Consider the following 13,116-nt stretch of genomic DNA (forward strand, 5'->3'; position numbering starts at 1 on the left):
TCGAATTCAATCTCTTGTGGACGGTTGTCTACAACTGTGTCGTAGTCCTTGTCCACTGGTTGAGCATCTTCGTCAGTCACATCTGACTTGATGGTCTTACCTTCTGTATCTACATAGTGTACGTAGACGTTACCCTTAGGCTCAGCTGGGGTTTCCTTCACTTCTTTATAAACGTAAGTGATGGTTGATTTTGGTTTGTCAACTTTACCTTTAACTGGATCAGATGATTCCAAGTGTCCATCTTCGTCAACTTTACCTACTGGGTAGTCACCTTTTGGTACGATCTTATAGGTCTTACCATCTGGTGTCTTGATAGTATTCGGTTTTTCACCTTCCTCAGTAGTGTTATATGGTGTGTCATACGGTGAGTTTGGTGTATCTTGACGAGGTTTTTCGATTTCCTTACCATTTTCATCTACGTAAGTGATGATGACTTCACCCTTCTTAGGTTCAGCTGGGGTTTCCTTCAGTTTGTATACATAAGTGACATTCTTATCACCTTCGATGACTTTACCAGTTGTTGGGTCTGTTGACTTCAAGTGACCTTCTTTATCAACTTCACCTACTGTGTAGTTACCTGCTGGAACCAATTCATAAGTCTTACCTTCGAATTCAATCTCTTGTGGGCGGTTGTCTACCACTGCATCGTAGTCTTTATCCACTGGTTGAGCTTTTTCGTCAGTAACATCTGACTTGATGGTCTTGCCTTCTGTATCTACATAGTGAACATAGACGTTACCCTTAGGTTCTTCTTTCACTTTGTATACATAGGTGACGTTCTTATCGCCTTCGATCACTTTACCTGTTGTAGGGTCTGTTGACTTGAGGTGACCTTGATCATCTACTTCACCGACAGTGTAGTTACCTGCTGGTACCAATTTATAAGTCTTACCTTCGAATTCAATCTCTTGTGGGCGGTTGTCTACCACTGTATCGTAGTCTTTATCCACTGGTTGAGCTTTTTCGTCAGTAACATCTGACTTGATGGTCTTGCCTTCTGTATCTACATAGTGAACATAGACGTTACCCTTAGGCTCTTCTTTCAATTTGTAGATGTAGGTGACATTCTTATCTTGTTCAGCAACTTCTCCAGTTGTAGGATCTGAAGACTTCAAGTGACCTTGGTCATCTACTTCACCAACTGTGTAGTTGCCTGCTGGTACCAATTCATAGGTCTTGCCATCTTTTTCTATTGTTTGTGGGCGGTTGTCTACGACTGTGTCATAGTGTTTGTTAATTGGCTGTTGATCTTCGTCAGTTACAGAATTTTTAAGGGTTGTTCCTTCAGTATCTTTATAGTGAACGAAGACATTTCCTTTAACATCAGACTTGACAAAGTAATAGTTCACATCAGTTGAAGGTTTAATCGCTGTTGGAATTGAGTAGTTGTTAGAGAATGATGCGTACCCCTTCAAATTAGAGTATACTTTTCCGTTTGGAGCCGTAGGATCATCCGCTACAGATCCTTCTGCTTGAATCACTGGAACTTTACCAGCAATGACATTGTAACTGTTGTTACCAGCACCCGCAGGTGTCAATGATGTGCTTGGAGCACCTTTGAATGGACGTGGATAAGTGTGTAGAGTTCCATCCATTTGTTTATAAGTATCTGTCTCAGTAGTAGACGACCAACCACTGATAATGAGGGATTTACTTCCAGCAGTTTCGCTGACTTCAATATAGTAGTCGCCATTTTTGCTGTTTACTTTTGTAACTTTTGTCTCATCAGCCTTCCACTCTTCAGCAGCTTTGTTAACTTTACTTGTGTAGATGAGTGTATATTTCGATACATCTTCAGTACCAATATCTGATGTAGCAAAATTGTTCACTTGAGATGGATCAAGGGCGTAGAATTTCGTTACAGTTGAGCCATCAGTATCAACGATTTCAGAAATACGTTTCACGTAGTAGTGGTTGGCTCCACCTTGAAGTTCGACAAGTTTTTGTCCAACAACACCTTTACCAAGGATACCAGATGTTTTTTGAGTTGAGTCAGTTGTTGCTGCTACTTGTTTGTAACCAGCAATCTCGCGATTGTTTGAAGCTGTGAATTGTTGCCCTGCAAGACCTGTTTGAGTATAGCTTGCAAGAACTGTTTCATTTCCAGTTGGTGTGTATGTTTGTCCTTCTGTGTACTTGCTACTGTCAACAACTCTATAGTAAGTTGTTTGATCAGCTTTAGCATAAGGAACAGAGGTTTGAACGTTTTGTTTATCTTCACCTTCGTTACCTGGGTAGTTGGTATCACGAATTTGAAGTGTTTCATACTCAAGGTTCGCATTCACCAATGAGAAGGTTACGTTACCTGGATTAGTTCCGTTAGCAGCTGCGTATGTCAAAGTATTAGTTACATCAGAGTTGTTGTTGGTGATGTAGCTTGGAAGGGAGATATTGCTTTCTCCAGCTTTGAGGGTACGAGTGTAAACTTCTGATCCATCAGATTTCTTCACAATACGCAAGTAAACATCTGGATTAGCTGAAACACTACCAGTGATGGCTGAACGGTCTACTGCGAGAGTAGCATAATAATCAAAGTTTGTTTTAGCTCCAGTAGCGTGGTTGGTTTTAAGGAATTGCCATACACCAAAAGTGAAACGATCAGCGTTTGGATCCAATGCATAGCCTGCTTTGTTGAAGGCTGCATCTTCAATCGTTGCACCATTAGCATCTGAAATAACTGGGTTAGTAGCTACACTACCAGAAGTAGATGTTGAGATTGGTGCCAACTGAGCAGAAATTGCAGGTGCACCATTAACGGTTGTGTTTCCATTGAAACCTGCCACCTTCAAGGTTTCCATCATGTCATCTACTGACTTGTTCAAGCGTGATCGTTGCTCAGCATATGATGGAGCATTCTCACCAGAATTGGTCGAAGCTTCTTTTGCTGGCAATTCTGATTGAACTTTAGCAACAGCCTCCTTGATAGCAGCTTTCTGTTCTGCATTTTGATGATTGGAAGCATATTTTTCTGCTATCTGATTCAATAATGCAGCCTCAGAAGCATTTTGTTCCAAAATAGCTTTATCATCCGATGCTACAGCACTTTCGACCACTTCAGATGAACTTGTTGCTGAAGGTTGTGTTTCTGTAGCAGTTTCATTTTGAGGGGCTAAGACTTCTTTAGAGCCTTCTTCAGTTAATGGGGCAGCTTCAGGTGAAGTGGATGGAGCACTCACTGCCGTAGAGGAAGAAACTACTTCGTTTCCTACTTCATCCGCAAAGGTAGTATTTGCAACTGTAGTAGCACTTAGAACTGCCGCTGCCACTAAGATCCCTTTTACCAAGTGACGGCTCTTAGCAGAAACAGCATCTTCACGCACCTCAGCTACAACTGTCTCTTCGACTTGACCACGAATCACTTTGAGCAAACCAAAGTTTGAAGTAGCTGCACGCAACCAGTTCTTACCTGACTTGACCAACTTGAAACGAGTCACTCGATCAGTTTCACGGAATTCTCCGTTTGAACGTTTAAAAATCATTTGATTCTCCTTAATTTTTATTTTCACCTATATTATACCTTTTTCCTGTACTTATGCAAGCGTTTTAATATTTTTCGTATTCATCATCAAGGTGGAACCTTCTAAAATCATTCAAACAAATAAAAAAAGCTACCCGAAGGTAGCTTTCATTTCTAATTAAAGTGAGTTAACATCCACTTTGATACCAGGACCTTGAGTTGTAGTCAAAGTCAAGCTAGTTACGTAAGTACCTTTAGCTGTAGCTGGTTTTGCTTTTTGAATAACATCGTTGAAAGCTTTGAAGTTTTCAACCAATTTATCAGCGTCAAATGACACTTTACCGATGATCGCTTGAACGATACCTGCACGGTCTGCACGGTAAGTGATTTTACCACCTTTAGACTCTTCAACTGCTTTAGCAACATCCATTGTTACAGTACCAGTCTTAGGGTTTGGCATCAAGTTACGTGGTCCAAGGACACGTCCAAGACGTCCAACAAGAGCCATCATGTCAGGTGTAGCGATAACTACGTCGAAGTCCAACCAACCATCGTTGATTTTCGCAACAAGGTCATCTTCACCTACGAAGTCTGCACCAGCAGCTTTTGCTTCTTCAGCTTTTGCACCACGTGCAAATACAAGAACGCGAGCAGTTTTACCAGTTCCGTTTGGCAATACCATTGCACCACGGATTTGTTGGTCAGCTTTTTTCACGTCGATGTTCAAGTTGTATGCAACTTCTACAGTTGCGTCAAATTTTGCAAAGTTAGTTTCTTTTGCAAGAGCTACAGCTTCTTCTACGCTGTATGCTTTTGTGCTGTCAATTTTTTCAAGTGCAGCACGAAGTTGTTTGCTTTTTTTAGCCATTTTATCTTTCTCCTTGTAATGTGGTCATATCGATTTTCATCTCCCACGTCACTCGTCTCATGATCAAGTGTATTGCGGGCAAATAGGATTGTTACAATTAGTCAGTAACAGTGAATCCCATAGAACGAGCAGTACCTTCGATCATACGCATTGCAGACTCAATGTTTGCAGCGTTCAAATCTGGCATCTTAGTTTCAGCAATTTCTTGTACTTGTGCACGAGTAACTGTTGCAACTTTCGTTTTGTTAGGTGTACCTGATCCTTTTTCAACACCTGCAGCTTTTTTCAAAAGAACAGCAGCTGGTGGTGTTTTTGTAACGAAATCAAATGATTTATCTTCATAAACAGTGATCACAACTGGGATAATCATACCAGCTTGGTCAGCTGTACGAGCGTTAAACTCTTTAGTGAATCCCATGATGTTGATACCTGCTTGACCAAGTGCTGGTCCAACCGGTGGAGCTGGAGTAGCTTTACCAGCAGGGATTTGCAATTTTACAAGTTTTTCGACTTTTTTAGCCATTTCTTAAATCCTCCTTTGTGGTTTTGGCGGTAATTACAGATTTTTACCTCCCACAAGTATGCTCTGCGCATACCTTTCTATTATACACTATTTTCTTCCGAATGCAAGAAAAAATTTCATTTTCATCACACTTTTTTTTCTTTTGTGATAAAATGGAGGTATGTTAATAAAAGTTGCTTCCCTTGTATTTATTTTTTTGACCCTCATTCTCAGTGGGATTATTATTCGAGTCTTTAAACTGCGCCGTTATGGATGGAATTTTGCCGACCTGGCTTTTCCTCTGTTCGCGCTAGAGTACTATTTAATTTCAGATGCGGCTTACTACCATAATTTGTTGCCTCAATTATTATTGGCCTTGTCTCTTCTAGCCATTGGCTTAACCATCTATTTTTTGAAAAAGAGACGCAGTTTTTACTATCCGAAGTTTTTTAAGTACTTTTGGCGAGCAGGCTTCCTCATTACCTTCTTCCTTTACCTCATTATGACAATCAGTCTTTTCATCTGATATATAGCAATAAAAAAACGGTATGAACTAAAATCGTAGTTCATACCGTTTTTTTATTTTATTCTAGACTTATGCCGGTGGGTCACCAAGCTATAGACAAGACGATTCATCAACCATAAGACTCCTTCCATGACTAGTCCTAGGACAAGGGTCAAGATCCAGCCAATAAGATCCAGATGATTGAGATTAAAAATGGAAGAAAATACAAAAACCGACAGACAAAATCCTGCTACATTCAGAAGGATTATTCCCAATTTTACGTGATTAAAGGGAAGACTGAGTTGGTATACTTTTGTAAATCCGATTAAAGCCAGCAAGTAGATGGAGATGGTCGAAATCTCTCCCTGACTTAATCCAAGGAAATGACCTAGAACCACAACAAAAAGAACCGATATGAGATTGGTCAAGGCAGCTGGAAGAGCTTGCTCTATCACAGTCTCAACAAAGTCTCCTTCTATCCGGGCACGATTCTTCTCCAAGGCTAGTAAGAAACCGGGTATTCCAATAGTAAATCCACTGATCAAGGACATTTGAGAAGCCTGAATGGGATAGGTGAAACTAAAGAGAATAGCCAAAATGGCCAACAAAATTGAAAAGATATTCTTGACCAAAAAGAGACTAGCCGAACGCTGAATATTGTTAACCACTCGGCGACCTTCATCCACAATCGACGGCATGTGTGAGAAGTCTGAATCTAAAAGCACAACCTGAGCTACCTTTTTGGTCGCATCATGCCCCGTATTCATGGCAATACTACAATCTGCTTTTTTCATAGCGAGGATATCATTGACCCCATCCCCTGTCATCCCAACCTTATGGCCATCCGCTTGCAAGCTCTCTACGAGGATTTGTTTTTGTTCTGGACTAACTCGTCCAAAGACTGTGTAGATTCGTACCGCCTCTACTACCTCCTCACGCGTCCTGAGCTGACTCGCATCTACGACTTGATCCGCATCTGGAATGCCTGCTTTCTGAGCTACGGCAGCAACTGTCACAGGATGATCCCCTGAAATAACCTTGATGGTCACCCCTTGTTTTTGGAAATAAGCAAAGGTTTCAGGAGCAGTCGTTCGTACAGGATTCTCCAAGACCAGGGCTAGAAGAGGGAGGACTGGAGCTTCTAATACTTCCGTCAACTGTTCCCCCTGGTATTGCCCAAAAATGAGAACACGCGCCCCTCGTTCAATCTCTCGCTGCCACACTTCTTGGTAAGCATCGAGATCATCTCTCAGCAAAACATCTGGTGCCCCTAATAGGTAAATCCCTTGTTGGAACTGAAGGCCCCCAAATTTCTTCTTAGATGAAAAAGGTAGGCGGTCTTGAACGGGCCATACTTGGGCGGGTTGGACAGAGTGATACTGCCGAATGGCCGAGATGGTATCATTCTGATCTTCACTTGCTTGGAGATAGTGACTTAATATTTCTTTGCCTTCTTTTTCCTCTAGCACCAAGGGTAGAAGCTCACTCACTTGCATCCTGTGTTCGGTAATGGTTCCCGTCTTATCTAGACAGAGGACGTCGATACGGGATAGGGTTTCAATCCCCTTCATACTGTTGAGTAGGACCTTTTGAAGGGCTAAACGGGTTGCCCCAAGCACCAAGGCCAGAGTCATTAAGAGGTAGAGACCTTCTGGAATCATCCCAATGATGGCACCGACCATAGAGGTGATGCTAACTTTGAGGGTTTCGTGATTTCCTAGATAGCTCTGCAAGAACAACAGTAAGCCAATCGGGATGAGAATCATTCCGATCATTCGGACAAGACCGTCCACTGCATGAACCATTTCGGATTCTTCGTGTCCCTTGACTTTTTTTGCAGAGAGACTCAGCTGATTAATATAAGACGCATCGCCTACTTGTTCCAAGACCGCAACTGCCTGGCCTGAAATAACAAAACTTCCTGACATGAGTGTCTGATGCTCAGCTTTAGGGATTTCATCTGCTTCTCCTGTCAATTGAGACTCATCGACCATGATCGAGCCATCTAGAATCTTGGCATCCGCATAGATCTGATCCCCCGCTTGGAACAAGACGACATCTCCCTCTACCACCTGATGAACAGGAAGGTCTAACCGTTCTCCTTCACGAATCACTCGAGCTTTCTCCACTTGAAGGAGACGCATCTTATTCAAAATCCGACGGGACCGCAATTCTTGAACAATCCCGATCAAGGAGTTAACGACGACAATAGGAACAAATAACATATTGTTCCAAGACCGTACTAGTATCAATAAAATAGCTAAAATACCAAAGACTAGGTTGAAATAAGTGAAGACATTTGAATAAACAATCTCTCTCGTCGACTTTTCTGCCGTAATGGTTACTCGATTTTGTTTGCCTTCTCTGATTCGGCTTTGGACTTGCTCATTCGTTAGCCCGCTATAGCGCTTCTCTTCCATATTTTCTTCTTTCTTTTTTCTGTATCTAGTTTAGCAAAAAGAATATCTTCTTGCTTCAGACTAGAGAACGAAGATTCTGTAGACCTATTCGTGAAGTTCAAGAGGCAAGCCATCTGGATCAAAGAAGAAGGCCATTTTGCGCCCATCAAAATCATCCACCCGTAGCTCTGTATGAGGGATTCCTAATTGATCAAACTCTGCTAGACAGGCTTGAACGTCTTCTACTCGAAAAGCCAGATGACGGAGACCGGTATGCTCTGGATGAGGGAGAAAGGGTCTCTTTGGAGCATCTGGTTTGATAAATATTTCCAAGGTCAGATTTCCCTTTCGAATATTAAAGAGAATATCCTGCTTTTCAGGCCGATGGTGTTCGTCTAAAGGTTCAAAGCCTAATTTGTCGACATAAAATTCTCTGGTTTTATCATAATCGTGTCCAATAATGGCAATATGGTGAATAGTATCGAGCTGCATCTGCTCTCCTTTTCTTTTTTTCGTAAACAAAACCTGCCCCTTGTACAGGCAGGCTTTTGCTATTGTCAACTATCTCATTCCTTCTTCATTTAAAGAAAGATTAATTGGTCTGCAAGACCTTTCTTGGCTTGGTTCCTTCAGCTGGTCCGATGACACCTGCTGCTTCCAAGTCTTCCATGAGGCGAGTTGCCCGGTTAAAGCCGACCGATAAGCGACGTTGGATCATTGACGCACTGGCTTTTTGAGTTTCAATCACAAGAGCCTTAGCCTCTTCAAAGAGTGGATCACCCTCGTCAGAGCCGCCCATGCCTCCGTCAAAGTCCGACTCGGATACTTCGCCTGGATCAAAGGCATCATCATAATCCGCTTCTGCTTGTTCCTTGACAAAGTTCACAATCCGCTCGACATCGTCATCTGAGATAAAGGATCCTTGCAGACGAATCGGATGATTTTCATCGATCGGTTTAAAGAGCATGTCTCCACGACCGAGCAATTTCTCTGCCCCATTTTCATCCAAGATGGTCCGTGAGTCAGTCCCAGATGATACCGCAAAAGCGACACGGGAAGGCACATTGGCCTTGATCAAACCTGAAATAACATCAACCGATGGCCGTTGGGTCGCAAGGATCATGTGGATCCCTGCTGCACGCGCCTTCTGTCCAAGACGAATAATAGCATCTTCCACTTCTTTACTTGCAACCATCATCAAGTCTGCCAACTCGTCGACAATGACCACAATCAATGGGAGGGGTACTTGCTTCATCTCTGACTGGGTATTGTACTCAGCAACCTTGGCATTAAAACCAGCAATATTCCGAGCACCCACTTTCGAGAAGAGCTCATAGCGATTTTCCATCTCATCAACAACCTTTTGTAGGGCTCGACTGGCCTTGCGTGGGTTGGTCACAACTGGAATCAAGAGGTGAGGAATATCATTGTAAACAGAAAGTTCCACCATCTTTGGATCGACCATCATAAATTTGACTTCGTCCGGACGGGCCTTCATCAAAATACTCGAAATGATCCCATTGACCGCAACCGACTTACCAGATCCGGTAGAACCCGCTACCAAGAGATGGGGCATCCGGGCCAAATCAAAGGTCCGAGCTGAACCATCTACAGCCTTCCCAAGTGGAATCTCAAGGAGTTTAGCTGGGTCTGTCTTGGATTGCTCCCACAATTCACGGAAGGAAACTGTCGCAATCTCTGAGTTGGGAACTTCAATCCCGACCAGAGACTTCCCTGGAATCGGTGCTTCGATCCGCACATCCTTGGCTGCTAGGGCCAAGGCCAAATCATCTGCGAGGTTGGAGATGCGGTTGACCCGCACACCGACAGCCGGTTTGACTTCATACTTGGTAACAGATGGACCAATTTCCGCCCGCTCCACTGTCGCCTTGATGTTAAAGCTTGCAAAGGTTTCTTCCAGAATGCGGATATTCTGACGAACGATATTTTTCTCTTTGGATTGATTTTTAGGCTTGTCAGGTGCGAAGAGATCAATGGTTGGAAGTTTGTACTGAAGGAGTTCCTTAGGCGTGAAATCCACAGTGACTTCTTCATCCATATCCTCCTCAGTAAGTTCTTCCATCTCCTCTGGATCGTCTTCTGGCCAGTCTTCCGAATAGCCTTCTTCTTCATTTGGTAGATAGATCTGAGGGTAGGCCTCCTCAGCAGGCACTTCTGCTTCGAACTCAGGTTCAATAACTTCACCTGTCTCAAGATCTACAGGATAGCCTTCCGTGCTCATGGGACTAGCTTCTGCAAGTTGCTCGATGCGGGCAGCCTCCTCTGCTTCTGCTTGAAGAGCCTTCTTCTCTTCACGCTCAGCAAAGCGCTCCTGGCGACGAACTTCCCGTTTTTCCATAAAGGAGTGAAAAGCTGCGACAGCTTGCTCATACACGTCATAAACCGAATAAGAACTCATCAAGAGAAGCCCTAATAGGATCAAGAGTCCTCCGATAAAGTAAGTCCCAATGTTAGAGAGCAAGAAAGCAACCGGCGTGTACAAGATTGCACCAAGCAAACCTCCTCCTGCAAAAGAAGAGACACGAAGATGCACGAGGTCTCCTAAGATACGTGATAAGGTTGGTCCCACTGAAGAACCTTCCAGTTTCAAAAGGGAGACAAAGTAAGCTTGATACATGAGTAGTAAGCCTGCAAAAAGACTTAAAAAGCCCGACAAGGTTCCCTCATGCTTCTCAATCCATTTGAAAAAGAAGAGGTAGAAAATAACAGCTGTCATTGCCACATAAGCCAGACTACCTACCAAGAGCCGGATAAGGTTGTAAGTCACTAAGCCTAAGGCTCCTAATCGTAAAAAGGCGAAAATGAAGACGAGAGTTAAGACAATCGTCATGATCATTCGGCGAATTGCTTTTTTTCTTTCTATTTCTGCTTTAGACAGTCGTCTCGTCGACCGTGTTTTTTTTGATTGATTATTGTTTGCCATAACCTTTATTATACCATATTTCTAAGCTAGTTCTCTAGTAAAATCCTTTTCTCTCATGTGCGAAATAAACAACAAAAACAGTACCTCTCAGGCACTGTTGATGATAGATTTTTCTTTGGAAGACGGCCAATGATAGCTTGATAGTCTTTCAGCGCTTGCTTTCCTTTCTCCGTCAACTGATAGCCCCGAACCGTGAACTCTTGTGCTAGCTCTTCTTCTGTAAAGTGATCAGCCAAAGCTTGGTTCAAATCAGCTGCTTTCATCTTGGACAAGCCCGCGACCCCCTTCTTTTTGAGAATGGCTTTTTTCATGATACTCCCTCGTTTTCTATTTTGCTAGGAAGCTTCACCCCCTTTGACAATGACTACTATATCCGAAAAAAAAGCCCAAACAATCAGTTTTGCTTATGAGGTAGACTCGACAAACTATGTGGTCAGAATTTTATTATCAAGAAATTTTCATCACCATTAAAAAAGCCTGTCCTAAGACAAGGCTTTGAGATTCTTCCTCTTAGGATCCCGCACTTTCGTAGGCATCCAATCCCCTGTCCCAGAGTTTGAGGGAAATGCCAAAGAAAACAAGGGAAATCAACATCAAACCACCGATATTAAAGAGCCCATTCTTGCCTTGCAAGAAATAGCTAGCAGGATAGTAAGCCGCAAAGGCAAATGGCACGATAAAACTGATCAACCAACGAAGGAGCGAATTGTAAATGGAAATAGGATACTTGGCAAAATCATTGAACATATAGAAAATGTAAATCATGGCGCCTGACTGCTTGGTCCAAAAAGCAATACTGGCTGTCGCGATTTTCAAGGAAGTATAAATCAAGGTCGCAAAAGGAATACAGACTAGAAAAAGTAGGAATTTTGGAAGAGTCCAAGTAATGCTTGATACTGTTGTTCCCAATAGAATGCAACCGACCAAGAGTTCGCCCAAGGCATCAATCTGAAAGGTCTCAACCAGAATATGGAAGAGAGGATTGATGGGGCGAGTCAGGTACTTGTCAAACTCTCCTTTTCGCACTAAACGTTGTCCCAGAGCCCAGAGATTGTCAAAAAAGAGGTGGTCCAATCCCTTGGGAATCAAGGAAAAACCATAAATAAAGGCAATTTCTTGAAAGGTCCATCCTTCTAGCGATGGAATGTGTTGAAAGAGTACATTGAGAAACAAGAGGTTCAAGCCTTGAGTCAGGAAAACACCTAAAACACCAACCACAAAATCGACCTTGTACTCCATGATTTGCTTGATGTATTGTCTGATAAAAATCAGATGCATGCGTTGATATTTTTTCATATTAACCTCCCTGAATGGTGATAAATGACTGGACTCGTTTCCAAATCAACTGAGACAAGCCCACCATCACTAAGAGCCAGAAAAACTGCAAAACGAGTGCTTGAAAAATCTGACTAGCATCGTACTTTCCAACAATAATCATAACCGGAGTGTAAATCAAGGATGAAAAAGGCAAAAAGGACAGAATATCTGAAACGATTTTAGGAAAGAAGGTCAAGGGAATCAAACTCCCAGACATAAAGTCAATCAGAGAATTCTTAAGCAGATTAGAGCCCCATAAATTTTTAAACACAAAGGCTGAAAATCCAAAGCAGATATTAAAGAAAAAGTTGATCAGGTAGGCTAGGATTAAGCTAAAGAGATAAAGGATGGTTAATCCTAGCACTTCTACAACCCCTTGCCTAGATAAAATTTTCATCAATACGATGACACTTAAAAATGGCAGTCCAACAGAGATAAAAATCAACCACTTGGATCCGAGTTCCGTAAAGAGGTAAGAAGCTGCAAAATGCACTGGTCTCAACAAACGCATGATAATGGAACCATCCTTGACCTCCTCACCAATCATAAAGGAAGAATCCGACCTAGTCAGAAGATTAGTCAAAAAACTCATGATGATGTAGAGGGTGATATCTGCCATACTGAAACCCTGAATCAAAGACTCTTGCGAGGAATCAAAGACAGCCTTCCAGAGATAAAATTCCACAAAAGCACCCATGACATTGCCAATCCGATAAAGAAGAAAGTTGACTCGATAGGTAATCAACTCCTGAATCCCTGCATTGATAAAGGGTTTATAACGTCGCCACAATTTGACCATCTTAGAGCTCCTTTCGATAGAAGCGACGGATAATATCTTCAATATCCGTATCTACCATCTTCAAATCACGGACTTCAAAATCAGATAAGGTTTGCTTGATAATATCAGCTGACTGGTAGCGGGAACTATCAAATTCAATAGTCAGATTATTTCCTTGTCTATCAATGGACATATCAGGCAAGCCTTCATAGTGAGAGACTAAATGACTTTGACCTGGCATCAGATCGAAGGAAAGAGTCTTCATCTTGCCGAAGGTTTCCTTGAGCTGACTCACCGTTCCATCAAAAATCTCTTGCCCCTTATCAATCATAAAAATCCGATCACA

10 protein-coding genes and 1 pseudogene are annotated in these 13,116 nt (G+C 42.4%); 1 reads left to right on the forward strand and 10 read right to left on the reverse strand.

All coding sequences use genetic code 11. The annotated features are described in order from the left end of the window. The 3 genes from DW930_RS10280 to rplK form a co-directional block, all read right to left on the reverse strand. On the reverse strand, window positions 1–3,479 hold a 3,479-nt coding region (locus DW930_RS10280; RefSeq protein WP_123159982.1), incomplete at its 3' end, for an accessory Sec-dependent serine-rich glycoprotein adhesin. A 156-nt stretch (window positions 3,480–3,635) separates the two neighbouring features. After that, on the reverse strand, window positions 3,636–4,325 hold the full coding sequence (gene rplA, locus DW930_RS10285) for a 50S ribosomal protein L1 (protein ID WP_006595851.1): 690 nt from the start codon (window positions 4,323–4,325) through the stop codon (window positions 3,636–3,638). A gap of 97 nt (window positions 4,326–4,422) precedes the next feature. Then, window positions 4,423–4,848: a 50S ribosomal protein L11 gene (gene rplK / locus DW930_RS10290; protein WP_006595850.1), complete on the reverse strand. Its 426-nt coding sequence runs from the start codon at window positions 4,846–4,848 to the stop codon at window positions 4,423–4,425. Between the two features lie 160 nt (window positions 4,849–5,008). Between rplK and DW930_RS10295 the strand changes: the two genes are divergently transcribed. Continuing rightward, window positions 5,009–5,353: a DUF3397 family protein gene (locus DW930_RS10295; protein WP_006595849.1), complete on the forward strand. Its 345-nt coding sequence runs from the start codon at window positions 5,009–5,011 to the stop codon at window positions 5,351–5,353. Window positions 5,354–5,406: 53 nt separating this feature from the next. Here the strand turns inward: DW930_RS10295 and DW930_RS10300 are convergent, their stop codons facing one another. The 7 genes and pseudogenes from DW930_RS10300 to DW930_RS10330 form a co-directional block, all read right to left on the reverse strand. Further along, entirely contained in the window at window positions 5,407–7,752 is a 2,346-nt protein-coding gene (locus tag DW930_RS10300) for an HAD-IC family P-type ATPase (RefSeq protein ID WP_123159983.1), read from the reverse strand. A gap of 84 nt (window positions 7,753–7,836) precedes the next feature. After that, a complete protein-coding gene (locus tag DW930_RS10305) occupies window positions 7,837–8,223 on the reverse strand; it encodes a VOC family protein (RefSeq protein ID WP_023027117.1) in 387 nt (128 codons plus the stop codon). Window positions 8,224–8,323: 100 nt separating this feature from the next. After that, complete coding sequence (locus DW930_RS10310) at window positions 8,324–10,675, reverse strand: DNA translocase FtsK (RefSeq protein ID WP_023027118.1); 2,352 nt, start codon at window positions 10,673–10,675, stop codon at window positions 8,324–8,326. Between the two features lie 53 nt (window positions 10,676–10,728). After that, the gene (locus DW930_RS10315; protein ID WP_023027119.1) at window positions 10,729–10,986 is read right to left on the reverse strand and encodes a hypothetical protein; all 258 of its coding nucleotides are present in this window, start codon (window positions 10,984–10,986) and stop codon (window positions 10,729–10,731) included. A 199-nt stretch (window positions 10,987–11,185) separates the two neighbouring features. Beyond that, window positions 11,186–11,971 (reverse strand): ABC transporter permease, encoded by a 786-nt coding sequence (locus tag DW930_RS10320; protein ID WP_023027120.1) that lies wholly within the window; start codon window positions 11,969–11,971, stop codon window positions 11,186–11,188. A 1-nt stretch (window position 11,972) separates the two neighbouring features. Next, entirely contained in the window at window positions 11,973–12,791 is an 819-nt protein-coding gene (locus DW930_RS10325; RefSeq protein ID WP_023027121.1) for an ABC-2 family transporter protein, read from the reverse strand. Window position 12,792: 1 nt separating this feature from the next. Further along, window positions 12,793–13,116: pseudogene (locus DW930_RS10330) on the reverse strand (sugar ABC transporter ATP-binding protein); the annotation flags it as partial.

This window comes from Streptococcus sp. AM43-2AT, assembly GCF_003603405.1.
In the GTDB taxonomy this organism is placed as follows: domain Bacteria; phylum Bacillota; class Bacilli; order Lactobacillales; family Streptococcaceae; genus Streptococcus; species Streptococcus ilei.

Bases quoted from the DNA above. Each gene is read 5' to 3' on its own strand.
- DW930_RS10295 (WP_006595849.1), top strand. From the start codon at position 5,009: ATGTTAATAAAAGTTGCTTCCCTTGTATTTATTTTTTTGACCCTCATT.
- rplA (WP_006595851.1), bottom strand. From the start codon at position 4,325: ATGGCTAAAAAAAGCAAACAACTTCGTGCTGCACTTGAAAAAATTGAC.
- rplK (WP_006595850.1), bottom strand. From the start codon at position 4,848: ATGGCTAAAAAAGTCGAAAAACTTGTAAAATTGCAAATCCCTGCTGGT.
- DW930_RS10310 (WP_023027118.1), bottom strand. From the start codon at position 10,675: ATGGCAAACAATAATCAATCAAAAAAAACACGGTCGACGAGACGACTG.
- DW930_RS10325 (WP_023027121.1), bottom strand. From the start codon at position 12,791: ATGGTCAAATTGTGGCGACGTTATAAACCCTTTATCAATGCAGGGATT.
- DW930_RS10305 (WP_023027117.1), bottom strand. From the start codon at position 8,223: ATGCAGCTCGATACTATTCACCATATTGCCATTATTGGACACGATTAT.
- DW930_RS10300 (WP_123159983.1), bottom strand. From the start codon at position 7,752: ATGGAAGAGAAGCGCTATAGCGGGCTAACGAATGAGCAAGTCCAAAGC.
- DW930_RS10320 (WP_023027120.1), bottom strand. From the start codon at position 11,971: ATGAAAAAATATCAACGCATGCATCTGATTTTTATCAGACAATACATC.
- DW930_RS10315 (WP_023027119.1), bottom strand. From the start codon at position 10,986: ATGAAAAAAGCCATTCTCAAAAAGAAGGGGGTCGCGGGCTTGTCCAAG.